The 19,739-nt window shown below is 42.9% G+C and carries 13 protein-coding genes; 12 read left to right on the forward strand and 1 reads right to left on the reverse strand.

The features are described 5' to 3' along the window. The first annotated feature begins 69 nt into the window (after window positions 1–69). The 6 genes from ACEN9X_RS18705 to ACEN9X_RS18730 all read left to right on the forward strand — a co-directional run bounded on the left by ACEN9X_RS18705 (window position 70) and on the right by ACEN9X_RS18730 (window position 5,695). Window positions 70–840, forward strand: coding sequence for an SGNH/GDSL hydrolase family protein (locus ACEN9X_RS18705; RefSeq protein ID WP_413666560.1), 771 nt, complete (start codon window positions 70–72; stop codon window positions 838–840). Window positions 841–1,034: 194 nt separating this feature from the next. Further along, window positions 1,035–2,957, forward strand: a complete 1,923-nt coding sequence (gene abc-f, locus ACEN9X_RS18710; protein WP_413666561.1) for a ribosomal protection-like ABC-F family protein — start codon at window positions 1,035–1,037, stop codon at window positions 2,955–2,957. Window positions 2,958–3,072: 115 nt separating this feature from the next. Next, window positions 3,073–3,513, forward strand: coding sequence for a hypothetical protein (locus ACEN9X_RS18715; RefSeq protein WP_413666562.1), 441 nt, complete (start codon window positions 3,073–3,075; stop codon window positions 3,511–3,513). Beyond that, window positions 3,510–4,772: a DUF5103 domain-containing protein gene (locus ACEN9X_RS18720; RefSeq protein ID WP_413666563.1), complete on the forward strand. Its 1,263-nt coding sequence runs from the start codon at window positions 3,510–3,512 to the stop codon at window positions 4,770–4,772. Before ACEN9X_RS18715 ends, ACEN9X_RS18720 begins: the two co-directional genes overlap by 4 nt. 115 nt (window positions 4,773–4,887) lie before the next feature. Beyond that, window positions 4,888–5,439, forward strand: coding sequence for an acyl-CoA thioesterase (locus ACEN9X_RS18725; protein WP_413666564.1), 552 nt, complete (start codon window positions 4,888–4,890; stop codon window positions 5,437–5,439). A 55-nt stretch (window positions 5,440–5,494) separates the two neighbouring features. Further along, window positions 5,495–5,695: a YqaE/Pmp3 family membrane protein gene (locus tag ACEN9X_RS18730; RefSeq protein ID WP_091211992.1), complete on the forward strand. Its 201-nt coding sequence runs from the start codon at window positions 5,495–5,497 to the stop codon at window positions 5,693–5,695. A gap of 137 nt (window positions 5,696–5,832) precedes the next feature. On the opposite strand, the gene ACEN9X_RS18735 is transcribed toward ACEN9X_RS18730, so the two are convergent. Beyond that, on the reverse strand, window positions 5,833–6,399 hold the full coding sequence (locus tag ACEN9X_RS18735; RefSeq protein ID WP_413666565.1) for an RNA polymerase sigma factor: 567 nt from the start codon (window positions 6,397–6,399) through the stop codon (window positions 5,833–5,835). 634 nt (window positions 6,400–7,033) lie between these two features. On the opposite strand from ACEN9X_RS18735, the gene ACEN9X_RS18740 reads away from it, so the two are divergent. The 6 genes from ACEN9X_RS18740 (at window position 7,034) to ACEN9X_RS18765 (ending at window position 19,735) form a co-directional block, all read left to right on the forward strand. Then, window positions 7,034–8,158: a FecR family protein gene (locus ACEN9X_RS18740; RefSeq protein ID WP_413666566.1), complete on the forward strand. Its 1,125-nt coding sequence runs from the start codon at window positions 7,034–7,036 to the stop codon at window positions 8,156–8,158. Window positions 8,159–8,464: 306 nt separating this feature from the next. After that, a complete protein-coding gene (locus ACEN9X_RS18745) occupies window positions 8,465–11,869 on the forward strand; it encodes a SusC/RagA family TonB-linked outer membrane protein (protein ID WP_413666567.1) in 3,405 nt (1,134 codons plus the stop codon). A gap of 19 nt (window positions 11,870–11,888) precedes the next feature. Beyond that, window positions 11,889–13,724, forward strand: a complete 1,836-nt coding sequence (locus ACEN9X_RS18750) for a RagB/SusD family nutrient uptake outer membrane protein (protein WP_413666568.1) — start codon at window positions 11,889–11,891, stop codon at window positions 13,722–13,724. Between the two features lie 175 nt (window positions 13,725–13,899). Continuing rightward, on the forward strand, window positions 13,900–16,458 hold the full coding sequence (locus tag ACEN9X_RS18755; RefSeq protein ID WP_413666569.1) for a hypothetical protein: 2,559 nt from the start codon (window positions 13,900–13,902) through the stop codon (window positions 16,456–16,458). 9 nt (window positions 16,459–16,467) lie between these two features. Next, on the forward strand, window positions 16,468–18,804 hold the full coding sequence (locus ACEN9X_RS18760) for a hypothetical protein (protein WP_413666570.1): 2,337 nt from the start codon (window positions 16,468–16,470) through the stop codon (window positions 18,802–18,804). A gap of 4 nt (window positions 18,805–18,808) precedes the next feature. Then, the gene (locus tag ACEN9X_RS18765) at window positions 18,809–19,735 is read left to right on the forward strand and encodes a metallophosphoesterase family protein (protein WP_413666571.1); all 927 of its coding nucleotides are present in this window, start codon (window positions 18,809–18,811) and stop codon (window positions 19,733–19,735) included. Window positions 19,736–19,739: the final 4 nt, after the last annotated feature.

Raw genomic sequence — 19,739 nt, forward strand, 5'->3', positions numbered from 1 at the left:
CAAAAGCCAACAAAATTTTAATAGTTACAGTAAATCAGTATTTTCGGCAAATACCTTTATAATCCACAAATGAAAGATACCGAACAAAACTATCGCCGCCATTTTTTGAAGACCGCTGCGGTAGGTACTATTGCCTCAATGGCGATCCCATCTATCGTTTCATCGGCGTTGGCTGCCGAAAAACCGGCAAAGAAATTAACTTTTAACCAGGGCGATGTAGTACTTTTTCAGGGCGATTCCATTACCGACTGGGGGCGCGACCATAGCAAAATAGAACCAAATACTACCAGTGCTTTAGGCTCTGGTTATGCGCTGCTTACAGCTTCGCAATTGCTGCTTAAACATGCTGATAAGGGTTTGAAAATCTACAATAAAGGTATTAGCGGTAACAAAGTATACCAGCTTGCCGAGCGCTGGGATACTGATTGCCTTGCCCTTAAACCAAACATACTGAGCATCCATATAGGGGTAAATGACTTTTGGCATACCCTTACGGGTGGTTATAAAGGCACGATAGAAACTTATATTGCCGATTACAGGGCACTGCTAACCCGCACCAAACAGGCCCTGCCCGATATTAAACTGGTGATCTGCGAACCCTTTGCTGAAAAGAATGTAAAAGCAGTTGATGACAAATGGTATCCAACATTTGATTCATTTGGTAAAGCAGCTAAAGATATCGCTGCCGAGTTCGACGCGGTATTTGTGCCTTATCAATCGGCATTTGACAAAGCCGAACAAACAGCACCTGCCACCTATTGGAACCTTGATGGCGTACACCCCAGTGTAGCCGGCGAAGCCCTCATGGCCCAAACATGGTTGAAAGCTGTGGGAGCGTAGTTTTAAGGTAAAAGGATAAAGGTGAAAGGCAAAAGGTAGCTACAGCTTTGCAAGTGGCTAGCCTGCATTTTTTTACCTTTCTCCTTTCACCTTCCCCAAAAGACCTTTTATCTTTCTGCTTTCACCTCGCCCTGAAAAACCTTTAACCTTTCGCCTTTAACCTTTCGCCTCAAAAACTGTATCTTTGCGCGTAAATGATTGCTATAAATAACCTTACGTTCGAGATTGGTGCGCGGGCCTTATATGATGAAGCCAACTGGCATATTAAACCCGGTGAAAAAATTGGTTTAATTGGTGCCAACGGTACTGGTAAAACCACCCTTTTAAAAATTATTGTAGGCGACTATAAACCTACCTCCGGGACTGTTTCAATGGCTAAGGACCTTACCATGGGTTACCTTAACCAGGATCTGCTTTCATACTCATCTGATAAAAACATTGTACATGTGGCCATGGAAGCCTTTGAGCGCCAGAACCAACTGCATGATGAGATCGAGAACCTGCTTAAAAAACTGGAAACGGATTATAGTGAAGAACTACTAAATAAACTAAGCGATAAGCAGCACGAGTTTGAACTGCTTGACGGTTATAATATCGAATATAAAGCCCACGAAATTTTGGCGGGTTTAGGTTTCAGTGATGACGATTGCAAGCGTAAATTAAGCACCTTTTCGGGTGGTTGGCGGATGCGTGTTATGCTTGCCAAGATCCTGCTGCAGGCACCTGATATCCTGCTGCTGGATGAGCCTACCAACCACTTGGATTTACCATCTATCCAATGGCTGGAAGACTACCTGAAGGCTTTTACCGGCGCTATCATTATCGTATCGCACGATAGGTGGTTCCTGGATAAGGTGATTAACCGTACCGTTGAATCCCGTAAGGGTAAACTGACTGTTTACGCCGGCAACTACTCTTTCTATCTCGAAGAGAAAGCCCTGCGTGAAGAAATTCAACGTGGTGAGTTTAAAAATCAGCAATCAAAAATTAAACAGGAAGAGCGTTTGATCGAGCGTTTCCGTGCCAAAGCTTCTAAGGCAAAAATGGCGCAATCCCGCATCAAAATGCTGGATAAAATGGAGCGTATTGATGACGTGGATGACGATAATCCATCAGTTAACTTCGCTTTCCGTTTCAGTAAGCAATCGGGCAGGCACGTGATCACGTTGGAGGATATTGTTAAGAAATATCCTGCTATCGATATTTTAAATGGGGGTGAGGCGGTAATAGAAAAAGGTGATAAAATTGCCCTCATCGGTGCCAACGGTAAAGGTAAATCAACGCTGTTACGTATCATTGCTTCGGCTGATAAAGATTATACAGGTAAGGTAACTACAGGTCATAACGTAACTACTACGTTTTTTGCCCAGCACCAGTTGGAGTCGTTGCACCTCGAAAACCAGATATTGCAGGAGTTGCAGGCATTCGCCCCAAAACATACTGATACCGAGCTGCGTACCATTTTAGGTTCGTTTTTGTTTACCGGCGATGATGTGTTCAAAAAGATCAAGGTACTATCGGGTGGTGAAAAATCGCGCGTAGCCCTTGCCAAAGCGCTTACTGCCGATGCCAACTTCCTGGTACTGGATGAGCCTACCAACCACCTGGATATGCAGTCGGTAAATATCCTGATCCAGGCGCTTGACCAGTACGAAGGTACTTTCATTGTGGTATCGCACGACAGGTATTTCCTTGATAATGTAGCCAACAAAATCTGGTTTATTGAAGATCAAAAGATCAAAATTTATCCGGGTACCTATGCCGAGTTTGATGAATGGTACGCCAAACGTAAACTGGAACCTAAAGCTGCTGCACCTGCACCTCAGCCCAAAAAGGAAGAGAAAAAGCATGAGCCGGTTAAACAACCACAAGGCGAAAACAAGCATCAGCAATTAAAGAAACTGAACCAGGACCTGGCTAAAATGGAGCAACAGATTGCCGACCTTGAAAAAGAGGTAAAGCAGTTTGAAACCCAACTGGCCGACGATAAGATATACAGTGATAACGCCAAACTGAAGCAAACCAATGCTGCTTACAGCGCCAAACAAACCGAGCTGAAACAAATGCAGGAAAAATGGGAAGCATTGGCAGAGCAGATATTGGAGCTGGAATCGTAATACCCCTCCCAACCCTCCCCTGAAGGGAGAGGGCTTAAAAGGATTATAGCACTAAAGCCGTTATTGCATTGCAATAGCGGCTTTTTTATATTCGTTTATAAAACCTAATTAGTAAATGATCAAACAATATCGGGGGCTTGCCATAGCCGTGTTAATCTCCAGTTCTCTTATTTTGATTGGCGCAGGCCATGGTGTTGGGCCAATGATAGTGTTTCAGGTAATGTTACCTTTTGTAAATGAAGGTGGATACAAGTTGTCGTTCAGCCTGTCAAATAGCTATGAGAATTCAATTGCATCATCAGCGCTGATTCTTTTTATTGGGCAGCTTTTGCTTTTTATAGCAACACATAAAGAACATATAATTACCCGGCTTATCGCGCTTTTTATTATGTGGACAGCGCTGTTTTTTCTCACTCATGATATTTTCAATGGAGATAGCCTTGCTGAGTTTACTTTTGGATCAGCAAGTCCCTTCCTGATTTTATCAATTGCATTGTTTAGTTTTGATGTTAAACAGTATTGGCAACGGGATAAAATAGATATAGAACACGAATGAAATTGACAAAGATATTTTTAAGCATGGTAATCTTTACCATGCTTATTCAAGCAACCTTCGCCCAATCTCCCTATAACAACAACGTTTACTCGCCGGCTATAAAAAGCGTTGAGTTTTATAACACTGCCAAGCAGGGTTCTTTCCCGGTAATTAATTTAGGGACTGATGAAAAGGTACTCTTAACCTTTGATGACCTGCGCGGGGGCAGTCGTAATTATTATTATACCATTGAGCATTGCGATGCTAACTGGAACTCATCAAACCTTTCATCTGCCGAATATCTGCAAAGCTTTACCGACGACAGGCTGTACAACTACAGCTATTCAACCGGTACCATGCAAAAATATACCCATTACGAAATCTCGTTACCCAACAATAACATCGCCCCCAAAATATCGGGTAACTATGTGCTGAAGGTTTATGAAGATGGCGATCAAAACAAAATGGTGCTTACCCACCGCTTGTATGTGCTGGGCAAACGCGTATCAATAGCTGCCGATCTGGTAGCTTCGGCCAATAATGCTACACGGCAAACCAATCAGAAAATCAATTTTACGGTTGATTATTCGGGCCTTGTTGTGCAGAACCCGGCTTATGCCTTACGTACGTTTATTATGCAAAACGCCCGCACCGAAACAGCGGTGCTTAACGGGCAGCCAACCTATATCCGTGGTTCGCAGTTAATTTATAATGATGTAAGCATTAACGACTTTCCCGGGCGCAACGAGTTCAGGCTGTTTGATATGCGTACACTTAAGCTCAACTCGCAAAGGGTAGCCAAAATTTATAAAGATTCAACCAACGTGGTAGTATTGCTTGGCGACCCGGTGCGCGACCAGCCCAACTACATTTTTCAATACGATAACGACGGCAAATTTTACATTCTGAATAACGACGGCACCACGCCGGCCACAGATGCCGATTACGCGCACGTATTTTTCACCTTATCAACCAATAAAAACCCTAACGACGGAGCGCCGTATGTGGTAGGCCAGTTTAATAATTACCGGCTTGATGATAGCAATAAGCTTCACCCGCTTGATAACGGCAGGTACACCGTAAATATGCTGCTAAAGCAAGGTGTGTACGATTATGAATATGTTTGGGTAGATGCCAAAACAGGCCAGGCCGACGACATCCCATTTGAGGGAAGCCACTTTGAAACCGAAAACGAATACCAGATGCTAACCTACTACCGCCCGCCTGCAGCCAGATGGGATGAGCTGGTAGGTTTCAGGGAGTTGGTGACGAAAAGGTAGACCTCTCCTAAATCCTCTCCAAGGGAGAGGACTTTAAAAACTTTGCAAATAAAAGTCTCCCCCCTTGGGGGAGATTTAGAGGGGGTGCTTATCTTTGCCTCAAAACACTATCTATATGACCGGAAAATCGCCGCAGGAATCATACACCATCATGAACGAACTGGTATTACCCAATGATACCAATACCTTAAACAACCTGATGGGCGGCAGACTGCTGCATTGGATGGATATTGCTGCCGCAATTTCGGCGCAGAAACATTGCAACAGGATAGTGGTTACGGCATCGGTAGATAATGTATCGTTCCAGTCGCCGATAAAGCTTGGCGATGTGATCAGTATTGAAGCCAAGGTTACCCGGGCGTTTACAACCTCTGTTGAGGTAAGGATGGACGTGTGGGCACAAAACATCCCATCGGGCACCAAAGTAAAAAGCAATGAGGCATACTACACTTTTGTGGCTTTAGATAAAGACGGGCAAAAAACTGCAGTGCCCGAGCTGATCCCCGAAACGGATAAGGAGCGAGCCCTGTTTGAAGGGGCGCTTCGTCGCCGCCAGTTGAGGCTGATATTGGGGGGCAAAATGAACCCTAATGATGCTACCGAACTCAAAGCCCTGTTTTTTGGCGATCAGCTGCCACCTAATCTTGGTGAAGAAATAAAACAGTAACAAATTTAAGGGCGGATGGTCTAAATAGTAGTTAAACATTAAAACTACTACAACCATGCGATACTTTTTGTGCTTTTTACTGCCACCCGCTGCCATCCTAACCACCGGCAGGATAGGTGCATTTATACTGAATATATTTTTAACCCTGTTTTTCTGGATTCCGGGTGTAATACATGCCATACTGGTAACCAGCGATTATTATGATGCCAAACGTCACCGCCAGCTTATGCGGGCAACAAGGCGCGCAAGGTGGTAGACCGCTGATTTTTTGATTATGTTGATTTCGCTGATTCCCCGCTATCTGCCGTGGGTTTAGCGTAACTTATAGTCATGAAGTGATCTTCGCCCGGGTCATTACTAGGAAAGAGGCAACCCTTCAATTTTGCAGACAATTTACAGTAGCGTTAGCAAATGTGACGCTAGTTTTGCCCTCAATATTTTTAAGGAGTTATTTACCTGCTTTCTAACGGTTAATGGGCTTATCTCCAATATTTCGGCAATTTCGTTATGAGACAGGTTAGAATCCCTGCTTAATTCAAATACCTGTTTCATTTTTGGAGGTAAAGAGCTTACCTCTGCCTTAACCAGGGCAATAAGTTCTTTATTTCTTAAATTTTCGTCTGTGGTAGATTTGCAGGTTTCTTCAAAACTAATTAATGAGGCGATGTAATTAGATTTAACCTTCTCGTGCTTAAAAACATTCAAAACCTTGTTTCGGACAGCGGTGCATAAATAAGCCTCTAAGTTGCCTTTAATCTCAATTGATCTCCTTTGGTTCCATAAATGGATAAAAAGTTCCTGTAAGATATCTTTAGCGGTATCCCTGTCCGGTAATCTTTTATAGGCATGTTGATATAACAATCCGTAATAGCGGGAGTGGATTGCCGTAAACGCCGAGATGTCATCTTGTCTTAACAGCGTTATCAAATCGTCGTCACTATGTTTACCGTACAAAGCCATTAAGGTTTTATTGATTCTTAATTTATGAGTGATATTTATTGGTATCTCAACAGGTGAGGCCCGGGACAAACGGATCGCCTGAAACTGGGCGTTCGTTCATCTATGCTATCGTATAATTGTTGTTACAAATTAATAGGACTGGAGTGATTTTAAATGTTAAAGCTCTACGCAATCGTTTGCGTTAATTCAGGATAATCTGCTTTAACAAAGAGGTTTCGGCCCTCAATACAAGCACCATATCGCTCTAATTCGCTGATTAAGAACGCTATTTTTAACTGATTGGTAAAGATTTTACTATCGGGGTAATTAATACAGGCTTTCAATAACAACACTCCGCCGATATAGAACTCAAAAAATATATTTATGAGCCTTGCTGTGATAAACAAACGTTTGCGTTGAACTTACTTGTGATAAATTCTTATATCAAAATGCATTGACGATCTCAATCCGCCGACTTGGAATAGCTGGATGTAAGACCAGTTTTCAATGAGCTTTCTTATTGTAATATCAGGTGATATCTTTCCTCGCTCTATCATCTGGTAAATTATTTTTACTTTTTTTATTTTTCATCTACTCCCTCCCCCTGGTTGTAGTTGTATATGGGGTAATAAGGATGATATATCCTTTAACGATTATGCAACCACAAGACATCGAAGATTTAATAGAACGGTACAACAGCGGTATGACTACTCCGGCAGAGAACGCTTTGGTTGAAAGCTGGTATTTAAAATATAAGCACGGCGATCCTTATTTGTCGCAGGAGCAACTGGAAGAAGATCAGAAGGAGAGCCTTGATAAATTGTTGAATGAGATACAGGGAGGGGCAAAAAGGATACAATTATCGCGTTGGGCAATAGCAGCTTCGATACTTTTTTTTATAGCTGTGGGAGGATATTTTTTCAGCATTAACAATAATTACCACCGGCAAATAGCAGTAGCTAAGCCTCAGAAACAGGATGTGGCCCCGGGTGGAAACAAAGCCATATTAACTTTAGGAGACGGGAGTACTATTGTGCTGAATAGCGCAAAGATTGGAAAGCTTGCCCGCCAGGGAAATATCATTATAAAGAAAGCTGCCGATGGACAAATTAGTTACAATGATGTAAGTAGCAGCCACACTTCAAAAAATGAAGTATACAATACGGCCGCTACTCCACAAGGGGGGCAGTACCAATTTATTTTGGCCGATGGTACTAAAGTGTGGTTAAACGCATCGTCATCAATCAAATACCCGGTAGTTTTTAATGGTAATGAGCGCAGGGTAGAACTTACCGGCGAGGCTTATTTTGAAGTTGCACACAATGCCAAAAAGCCGTTCAAAGTTATTTCAAACGGGCAAACAGTGGAGGTATTAGGAACCCATTTCAACATCAATGCTTACAATGATGAGCAGGCTGTTAAAACTACCCTGCTCCAAGGCAGCGTAAAAGTATCAGCCGGGAAAGTGAGTAATATTATAAAACCAGGTCAACAGGCAAGGTTTGATCATGGCTTGATCGATGTTATGAATGTAGATCCGGACGAGGTGGTGGCCTGGAAAAATGGCTTTTTCTTTTTTGAAGACAATAATATCCAGGAAGTAATGCGGCAGCTTTCGCGTTGGTACGGTGTTGAAATAAAATATGAAGGACAATTACCCTCACGGAGGTTTTCGGGCGAAATTTCCAGGAACGTCAATCTATCGCAGATACTGGATATTCTGAGCTTTAAGCAAATACATTACAAAATAGATGGAAAAAAAATTATTGTAATGAATTAACACCTGTAATTAACCAATTATTAACCTAAAAATACGAGAACCATATGGAAAGATAAATACACACCCGGCCTTCAAAATTTAGGCCCATTCCCCATAAGGTTAACTAAAAAAAACGCATCCCGAGGGCAATCGGAATGCGGATAAATATTGAGTTAACCCTTCCCGCAAAACGGGAATATGTTTAGTGTCTCTAACTATCTGTTAACCCAACTCAACAAAAGTATGAAATTAAATGCTTTTTTAATGGCCATGCATTGTCCGTGGCCGCGCAAAATGTTATTAGTTATGAAATTGACTACCTTGATCATGTTAGTTGCCCTTCTTGAATGTAGCGCAAAAGTGTATAGTCAAAAAATTAACCTGGATGAAACAAATTCCTCACTAAAAAAAGTACTTAATCAGATAAATAAACAAACAGGATACGTGTTTTTTTATGATTCAAAAGATGTACAGAATAAAAGTGTAACCATTCATCTGAAAGATGCCTCAATTGACGAGGCTTTAAAGGAGTGTCTTAAAAATCAGCCATTAACTTATAAAAAGGTTAATAACAACATTGTTCTTCAGCAAATTGAAAAGGCTGTTGATAATGTGGTTACCAGCTTAAATGTAAGTCCGGTTAAGATAAGCGGGCAGGTATTTGATACCAAAAATATGCCCCTGGCCGGTGTTACCATTGCAGTAAAGGGAAGTCAAGTCATCGCTATATCTGACGCTAATGGTAAATTCAACATTGAGGTTCCGGATGGAAACGCAACACTTGTTTTTTCATTTGTTGGCTATGTGAAAAAAGAATTGCAGGTTACTCCCGGTACGCCTATGCAGGTAAAGATGGAAGCCGACGTAAGTGGGCTTAGCGAAATAGTTGTGGTTGCCTATGGTACGCAGAAAAAGGAAAACCTGACAGGTGCAATAGGTGTAATTAAATCATCTGCACTTGAAAACCGCCCTACATCTTCTCCAGCCAATTTGTTGCAAGGCTTATCTCCGGGTGTTACCGTTACTACACAAGGCAGCTATCCCGGTGCAAGCGCTAATATTAAAATCAGGGAATCTTCCACCTGGCAGGGCGGAACAGATCCGCTATACGTGATAGATGGTTTTGTAAGGGATGCAACAACATTTTCCACCATTAATCCGGCTGATATCGATAATATCAGTATCCTGAAAGATGCGGCGTCAACCGCTATTTATGGTATCAGAGGTGGTAACGGTGTTGTTTTGGTTACAACCAAACATGGCGTAGCCAATAAGACATTTATATCCTACAATGCATCATATACGATGAATAACCGTGAAATTACGCCACGGAGAATGAATGCTTTTGATGCTTATACTTTTGCCAATGAGGCATTTGCCCAAAAAGGTTTGCCGGCAACAGATCCAAGCTACTACACGCCCGATGAATTAGATTACTTCAAAACCCATTCGTACGATTGGTTAAAAGATACCTGGCGTAATCCATGGAATACTTCGCATAACTTAGCGGTAAGTGGTGGTTCGCAAGCAGCCAGGTACTACATCTCGGCAGGGTATTTCCAGCAGGAAGGAGCAACTTCAAATTCCTTCCGCAAATATAATCTAACAGCAAAAGTAGATGGGCAAATTTCCGAACGATGGAGCTATAATTTAAATATCCAAAGTGAATGGAATAACGGAAGCCGTCCGTTTTGGGCCTATGATTATGGGGATTTCAATCTTTCAAACATGTACAACAGGTTGTTAATGGTAAATCCTGGTCGGCCGTCTTTTATTAATGGCCTTCCTGTTGGTAATTTCGACAATACAAATACCGCTAACCTGGCAAATGGAAATGGTGGCTACACCAAACCCTCTGGTAACAATATTACCCCGGTTTTTCAACTGAAATATGATATCCCCGGCATAACCGGATTGTCGGCAAAGGGTACTTTCGCTTACAATACCACTAATAATTACACCAAAGCATGGCGCAATGCCCCTTATATCTATTACTTCCAAACCGGTGGCGACCATAACCACATCGTTACCGATAAATTGGATTTAACACGATCTGGAGGGTACCAGATATTAGATCAGGCCCAGATTTCGGGAATAGGTGCACCTACCGAATTGGAAGAATCGTATTCGCAGTCATCTAATTACCAGCTGGATTTGATGTTGAATTATGAACGCTCTTTTGGCCTTCATAATATCAGCGCATTTGTCGGGTATGAACAATCGGCATATCGTGGCCATTATTCAAACATTTGGGACGATAATTATAATAACCCTAACTATCAGCAAATTAACGGTGGATCAACCAATAGCACCGACTGGTACATCAGGGGCGATCAGAACCAGCCTACCAGCTTTGCCTCTTATTTCGGCAGGGTCGACTACAATTATGCCTCAAAATATTTGCTTGGCTTTACCATGAGGGCCGATGGTTCTTATATTTTCCCGTCAAATAAACGCTGGGGATATTTCCCGGCTGTTTCAGCAGGCTGGAATATCGCCAATGAAAATTTCTTTGCCAATTATACTAAAGTCCTTGATGTCTTGAAGCTGCGTTTCTCTTACGGTATAACCGGTACAGATAATACCGCTCCATGGCAATGGCAACAAACCTACAACTTTAACGCAAACTCAGGTATATATATAGGGTCAGGACTTCCGCCTTCAACAACGCTGGGTTCAACTATCAACCCCAATATTACATGGGAGAAAAATCATAACTACAATTTGGGTTTAGATTTTGGCATGCCCAAAAGAATTCTTACCGGAACTGTAGATGTATGGTACAAAAAAACCACTGATATCCTTGGTGCACGTGTGGCATCAGTTCCCAGCACGGTTGGAGCCAGCTTACCGGCAGTTAATTATGGAATAGCATCGGCACGAGGTATTGAATTGTCCCTTAGCCACGAACGGCACATCAATGATTTTTTCTATCGTGTGTCTGGCAACTGGTCATATTCTGCCAACAAATATCTGAAGGTTGACCAGGCTGCATCAGTACGTGGTTATCAGAATTTGATAGGCCAACCCATTAACGGTGTTATATGGGGATATGTATCCGAAGGAATTATCAGAACACAGCAGGACGTAGATAATATTTTAAAGGCAAACGGCCCTAATTTTACCATATTTGGCAGCAAGCCACAGCCCGGAATGTTGATGTACAAGGACATCAGGGGGCCGCTGGGTACCGATTCGCCCGATGGAAAAATTGATGGGAATGACCAGCAAATCATTTCAAAAAACGGGATACCGCGTGTTAATTATGGCTTCAACTTCACGTTTGGCTGGAAAGGGCTTAACCTCACCACAGTATTTGCAGGCCTCGGACGCTATGATATTATGCCTACCGATGTGTACTACAGACGGCCTTTGCCTGGCAATGATAATTTAACCATCTGGAAAAATGCATGGACTCCGCAAACAGCATCTACTGCCACTATGCCAAGCCCTATTATGACTGATTGGCAAGGCACAAGCAATAGCGAGGTGTCATCTACATTCTGGTTAAAGAACGGCGCTTTCCTGCGGTTAAAGTCCTTAATTGTTGATTACAGTTTACCGGCAAGCTTGCTGGCAAAAATAAAAGTTAAAGCTGTGAAAATCTATTTCAGCGGCGAAAACCTGTATCAATGGAACCATGTAACCGACTGGGATCCTGAACTGGGCGGCGATTTCAGAATGTACCCGGTATTAAGAGGGTTTACTTGCGGACTGAACGTAACACTTTAAAACATTAAACTATCAGATCATGAAACTTAAATTCAATATACTATTCGTTTTATTGGGGATGATTGCTTTAACAATATCCTGCAAAAAAGTATTTGATGTTGATCATCCGGGAGGCCCTATTACGCCGGAGCAGGAATGGGGCAGTCCTGATTTTGTAAAAGGGTATGTAACCAATTTCTATAATATTTTGCCTTCCTGGAACAGGAATGAAGAACTGGCCGGCGAGGCTTTTTCCAGTGGCAGTGGCTCAAATAGCCTTAATTCTTTTCTTAAAGGAACCTATACAAGCCAAAGCGGTTATCCTGACAGGGTTTGGGATTGGGGAAGGGTAAGGTCAATTAATAACTTTTTTGCCAATATTGACAAAAGTAAATCTGTTTTATCTGACGCTGATTATAAAAGCCTGAAAGGCCAGGCATATTTCTTCCGCGCCTATTTATACTACAGGATGGTAAAAGTATTAGGCGGAGTGCCTATTATTACCACGGTTCAGGATCCGACAGCCGATATCAATACTTTGCTGGTAAAAAGAAATTCATCACTTGAGTGTTTTGACTTCATTGGCAAACAGTTAGATAGCGCCGTTAATTTATTGCCGGCTACCTGGGGCTCCAATGATATTGGCCGGGTTACCAAAGGTGCGGCTATGGCAGTAAAAGGCGAAGCCCTGTTGTTAAAAGCAAGCCCCTTGTTTTGCAAAACACCTAATGCCACTTATTGGAGTGATGCCTATAATGCCTTGCTGGCTGCTAAAACCGAGTTAGATGCTGATGGCTATGGCTTATATACCGATAATAGTACAAAACCAAATGAAAATATGTGGTATGATAAGGCCGGGGCTGCAAAAGAAATGATTTTGAGTGTACGCTACCATTATCCCGAAAAAACAAATGGCTTTCAGCAAGGCCAGAGGCCATTAACTGAAACCTCGGGGTTAGCGGGCGTTTGCGACCCAACCTGGGAAATGGTTCAGGCTTATCCTATGAAAAATGGCCTCCCAATCACAGACCCGGCTTCAGGGTATGATCCTACAGAGTTTTGGAAAGACAGGGATCCGCGTTTTTATCAGGCTATTGTCTATAATGGGGCAAGATATGATTTTGCGGATATAACGCCCCGCGTTCAATGGATATTCAATGCGATTGGTGGTGATGACGGATATAAAACTTATAATCTTACCGGCTTTTATTGTCGTAAAGGGATAGACACTACGTTGGGTTCAAGCGTGTGGAACCGCCAGGCTTTTGATTGGCCTATCATCAGATATGCCGAGGTTTTACTTAACCTTGCCGAGGCTGCTAATGAAGTACAGCATCCGGCTGAAGCGAGAACCTATATTATTCAGATCCGCCAAAGGGCTCATATAGCGGCAGGAGCCGGAAATTATGGATTGGCCGCCTCGGTTGGCTCCGATTATCAGGCGACGCTGAATGCTGTTATGACCGAACGGGCGATAGAGTTTGCTTTTGAAGGAAAACGGTTCTGGGATTTAAGGCGCAGGCGGATGTTTAGTGTGCTGAATAACATGGGTACGCTGCACGCCTACGGGCCGTACTTTAACAGCGCGGCCGCATCCTCTCAATATGGTATTGATATTACACAAAGCAACAGCGGGATAGCTTCACAGCTTTCTAACCTGATCGTAAATTCACCTGCTTCGTTTGATCGTAATGCTTTTCTTAAGGCTATTACCAATTACAAATATGAGCCGATAGATCCAAGTGCCACCAGTCAAATCAATATACCTGATGCCTATTATTTCGGCCCTATTGATCCGCAATATATTTTACAAAACAAAAATCTGCAGCAAAATACAGGCTGGGATGGCGGAACCTTTAATCCGGTGATACAATAGGTGCCGAATGTGTTTTATTTTTTAAGTGTACTTCTGGTAATGAGACTACCTGAGGTTTAGTTGAAGGGGCGTCCCTGTATGGTGGTACAGGGCGCCCTCTTTTAATCATTGATCAGAAAGCGGTGCTTAGAAATTGGAAATGCTTTTTAGTTGATTATATATGAGCTTTTATAATATGATAAATAAGTTGAACACACGTTTTTTATTTCTTTTGGTGTTCGGTATGCTGCTGATAATTCACCGGCAATCGAACGCGCAAACCATAACTTTAAATACAAAGTTTGTTACGCTTAGTATAAACAAACGCGGGTTCATTTCCAGTATTAAAGACAAATCATCCCATAAAGAATATTGCCCTGCCGGTAAACTTTCTGCATTACTTAGTTTGTACAAAGGCGAAAACTATATCCTGCCGGTATCTGCCGCATTTAATACGCTCAATAGGCGGATTACGCTTCACTATCCGAATGGCTCAGTAGCAACGGTACAAACTGATGAAAAAGGCGAATATGTACGATTGAGATTGTTATCGCTTAAGCCTCGGAACGGGGTTGACAATATTGTTTGGGGCCCTTATAAATTAACCATCTCTAAAACAATAGGCGATATTCTGGGCGTAGTAAGAGATGATGATTTTGCATTCGGTATTCTTGGTTTAAATGACAATACCACCAGCGGCCCGCCAACAGGGGGCGACATGTCTTTTATGCACTATTTTATACATTCGCCAGATCCCGTAAAATATCCTTTACCGCCGAATCTTAAGGAAGGCCAAACTTTTACAATTGGCGGAGATGGAGTAAATGATGTAGCTTTTTATTCACATCCGGAAGAGTATTATCGGATGAATTACGGAAACGGGGCAAAGCTTGAGCCCGCTTTTGGTTCTACTGTTTGTATGCACTCGAGAGACCGGAGAAAAGAACAAATGATACGTTTTCCGGTGTTACCTGATAATCTGGATGGAAAGGCTAATTCGGCCAGGTACCAGCTGGTGCCGCCGGTTGATGCTGATTTCATCGGATCGTCGGTTGCTTTGCTTGCATGCCCCGACTCTATCGGGCTCCGCACTATCGAGCAAATAGTTTTAAAGGAAGGTCTGCCGCATCCGGAAATTGATGGTCAATGGATCAAAGACCCTAAAGCATACCGCCCCGATATTGCGTGGTACGGCGCTCATGACAGCCTGATCACCTATGCACATCAATTAGCCATCAAAGGCGTACAGGATGAAGGATGGGGCGAATATTATCCCAACCCACAAAATCGCTGGACTAACAGAAAAATAAGTTTCAATAACGCAGCTCCCATGGGCATTCCGGAGTATGGCGCATTGATGAAAAAAAATGGGATCAGGTATGGATTGCATACCCTGTGCGAGTTTTTGCAGCCGGACAATAACAGCGATGTGGCTCCCGTACCGAGCGATAGCCTGGCCATTATGCAGCGCACTTCTATAACTAAAGATCTTACCGATCAGGACACTGTTATAACTGTGTCCGACAGGGCCTATTTCAACGAGTACGGCGGATGGGAAGGCAACCATACCAATGTGCTGAAAATAGGGAAGGAACTGATAGAATATAATGGCATTACACAAAGTAAACCTTACACCTTTTTACATTTAAAAAGAGGGCTTTACGGAACGAAAAGAGGAGCTTATAAAAAAGGTGCCACAATAGTAAAGCTACAGCCTAATTGCTATCGTGGTTTTGTTCCTGATATGAATTTGCAAAAAGTATATGCGGCTTATTACGGCAAATGGCTCACAGAAGGCGGCATGGATTATATTGATTTTGATGGCCTTGAGAGTTGTATATACCAGGGACAGGGACAATACTCCTTTAAGCAGTTTTTCAGGAATTTATTTGATACCTACTCGAAAAATGGAGGTAAATACCTGCGCGTGATGGGGAGCGCTGTATATGAAGGGAACTGGCATTATATGAGTGTTTGTAATGTTGGCGGCGGCAACAATATGTTTAACCCGGTATTGAACCAGTGGGGGATAGAGGGTAAAGATATGCGATATGTTTTTGAGAGCAGTTACTTACCCGCAACATTCGGAATAGTTGATTTGCATAGCGATTGGAGTTTATACGATGCAGAGAACCTGGAAGCCAAATCAATTGGATGGAATGCGACCTATATGCTTGGTTTGAGCCAGCATACTGTTGAAAATTGCCCGGAAAAGAATAATATTTTCAAGGCATACCGCGCCTGGGAAAATGCGAGGGCATTGAATATTTTCACAAAAGCAGTGAAGGAGCAGTTGAAAGATTTAAACTATAAATTTCACCTGGTGCAAAACGGCGAAAAGTCTTTCGTTTTATACCCTGTACGTGAAATCCGTTTTCCTGATCAGCAATATACTGTCGAAAAAAATACCTGCCGGGTAAATAATGAATTTGATGCGCAACCGCTGGATTGTGCGATACGGGTATCATCTACCGAAAAAGACGGGTATGCTGATGGCATCAGGATCACTTTTCAGGATGGTGCAGAACTTTCGATCGACAAAAAAATTACCAATGGTGAATTTATTATCCTGAAGGATAATACTTGCTATGTAGCAGATAAGAACAGAAAGAAGATCGCCGAAATTCCCACTCAGGGCAATTTTACACTTTCGCACGGGCCATCATCAATCCAGGTTAGCGCCCTGCATAATAGCAATCAAAAAGTAAATATGGAACTCCTTGTTTCATCTGTAGGACCGGGTATAGCACTTTGATCATTGAACATGAACTTTAACAAAAAAAAATGTCTTTCTGCATTCATTATTTGTACATGTTTATTGGGCATTGCCCATGCGCAGGGAGATAAAAAGCCTATAATTCCGGATTTTTTAAAAGCGGTGCAAGGAAATATGCGTGTAAGCGCCATCCAATACGAGGGTACCAAAGCATTGAATAAATTTGAGTTCGGGAACAACAGCCTCACAACTGACAGTGCACAATGGTTACTTAACTTAACCGCAAAACAGGCAAACCCCGGGGTGCTTGATATCACCGCAGATATTACACTAAAAGAAGGACATGCCGCTGCCACTGCGTTAGAGGTGTCTTTTGACTTCAATAGCTGGAGCAGGAAAAATTATGTTATGGTGCCTGCAAGTATGTATAATGGGAACAGGTATCCTGCTATTGGCAACGGGTACAATCCACCCTATACCAGGGATATGTACTATAACCCCAAAGTACCGTTAACAATTTCAAACAATCCCAGGTTATCGGCAGAACCCAATAAAGCATCACTGGTGCAGTTACAAACCGGCAATGCTGCAACTCCGGCAATGTGCTTTTTTTCACCCTCACTGAAGAAGGGCTTTATCCTGTTGACTACCCAGCAGACCAGGTTGGGCAATAGCGGTCTTACCATTGCAGAAAATGCAAAACAAGATAGTTGCAGCTTTCGTATTTCGGCGCCTGCAGTGCGCAGATTAGCGCCCGGGTTTGGGGATTTTCATGAAAGTGGTGATAAAGCACGCGACTGGAAACCCGGCGACCGTGTAAAAATAACGATGAGGGTATATGTATTTGATGCCTGCAATATCCCCGATTTACTCAGGAAGTTCATACTGGTACGTAAGGATGTAACAGGCACAAATCATCCTCGCAATGTATTACCTATGAGTGAATTACTCGCTGTAAGTTCGGCAATATGCAGCGGTAATTTTATACATGTTCCTGCAGGCAGTTACTACAAGCCCGAAAATAATGACGATTTTCAATTGGGTTGGGTGAGCGGTATGATGAATACTTATCCTATGCTGGCGCTTAATAATTCAAAAGAACGTGATCGGGTGGCAGAGGAGATAGATTTTGTGGTGAATAAACTTCAGGGAAAAAGCGGTTTTTTTTATGGTGGAATAGAAGCAAATGGCCGCATCCTTTTTGAAAAAATGCACCCTGATTTTCCGGAGGGCCAGGCTATGGTACGCAAAAACAGCGATGCTTTACTGTGGCTGATGAAGCATTTGTTGTTGCTCAAAGCGCAGGGTTTTGGAAATGTAATTAAGCCTGAATGGGAATCGGCAGCGAAAAAACTGGCCGAAGCTTTTACTAATACCTGGAAAAAATACGGCGAATTTGGGCAGTACATCGTACCGGAAACAGGCCGGATAGCGGTGTTCAATTCTACGGCAGGAGCAATTGCACCCGCGGGATTGGCTATCGCTGCAAATTACTTTAACCATCCGGAGTGGCTTAAAATTGCCAGGGAAGCTGCAAATTATTATTACCAACGGGATGTGGTAAACCAGGGCCTCACCGGTGGCGACTGTGGTGATATTAGTATGGATGCTAATTCAGAATCGGCATTTGGTTTTTTAGAATCACTGATGGCCTTATACAACGCTACCGGCGATAAAAGTTGGCTAAAGAAGGCTGAGGTAGAAGCGGCGCTTTGTTCAACCTGGGTATTATCCTATGATCCTGTTTTTCCCCCGGGCAGTCAGATTGCAAAGTTGAACAGCCATATGGCAGGGGCAGTTTGGGCCAGCATTCAAAATAAACATTCGGCTCCGGGTATTTGTGAAGCCTCGGGTGATTACCTGTTCAAATTATACCGTGCGACGGGTAACAAATTATATGCAGATTTAATAAGGGAAATTCAACATGCACACGCCGAAGCGGTAAATATGCCCGGCCATTATACTACAAACAATCTCATCGGATCGAGCATGGAACGAATTCAACCCAGCGACGCCGAGGGTAAAGGCAGCGTAGGCAATTTCATAAACACCCGGAACTCGTGGACGGAAACAAATGGTATGTTGATGGCCATTGAACTGCCCGGAATTTATCTGCAGACAGATAAAGGGAAACTCCTGGTTTTTGATCACGTGGACGCATCAATTTTGAAGAAAGATAAGAAAGCGACCACACTGCTGGTTAGTAACACTACCAGGTATGATGCCAACGTAGCCATTTTTGCAGAAAGCAGTACCCAGGCTCAGAAGCCGCTGCCGTATACCGCCTTTTTAAACTGGCCTAAGGTGATGGTAAAGGCAGGACAAAAATTACAGTTACAAATCACAGCCGGTAACAAAATTTTGGCTGTTAAAACACTTAACTAAAAATATGACAAACACTGTCGACTCAAAAAAGAGACGGGACCTGGTAAAGGGGATAGGGCTGCTTGCAATATCATTGCCATTAGGAGTAAAACGCGAATCGAACGCTTTGGCCGTGCCGCACGGAAAAAAGCGGGTACTACGCGTAGCGCATATAACCGATGTACATATCCGGCCGGAACACGATGCCCCGGCGCGTTTCGGGCGTTGCATTGAAGAAATAAAGAAACATAAAGTCGATTTTTTTCTAAACGGAGGTGATTCCATATTCGCTGCTGACTACAATAATATTACCCGTGAGCGGGTAAACGAACAGTGGGCGATATGGAAAAACGTTCGTGAAAGATTTAAGGAGTATGAGGTATGCAGTTGTTTGGGTAATCATGATATGTGGTGGGCATGCCCGGACAAATCCGACAGAATGTATGGCAAACCGTTTGTAATAGCTCAGCTTGAAATGCCAGGCCGCTTTTACAGTTTTGAAAAACATGGATGGCATTTTATCATTCTCGACAGCAATAATGACAATGCAGGTTCATTAGATGCCGAACAGCGGAAATGGCTGGAGAACGATCTGGCATCACTACGGCGCGGTACGCCCGTTTTGTGTATGAGCCATTACCCGATTTTGGGCGTAAGCACCATAATGGAAGGCGGTAACCACACCGACGCGAGGTATATCACCGACTTATTTAATAAACACCGCGACAAACCTGTCACTTGCATAAGTGGCCATATACATTTACGTGATGAGGCTGAGTATGATGGTGTTCGGTACTATTGTAACGGCGCACTAAGTGGATTTTGGTGGGAAGACGGCGATAATAATTCGGCTGGTAAATATTACTACCGTGAAACCCCGCCTGGCTATGCCATATTGGATTTGTTTGAGGATGGAAGTATAACTAATCACTATTATCCGCATTCATTCTGATTAG

Source organism: Mucilaginibacter sp. Mucisp86, assembly GCF_047324315.1.
GTDB lineage: Bacteria > Bacteroidota > Bacteroidia > Sphingobacteriales > Sphingobacteriaceae > Mucilaginibacter.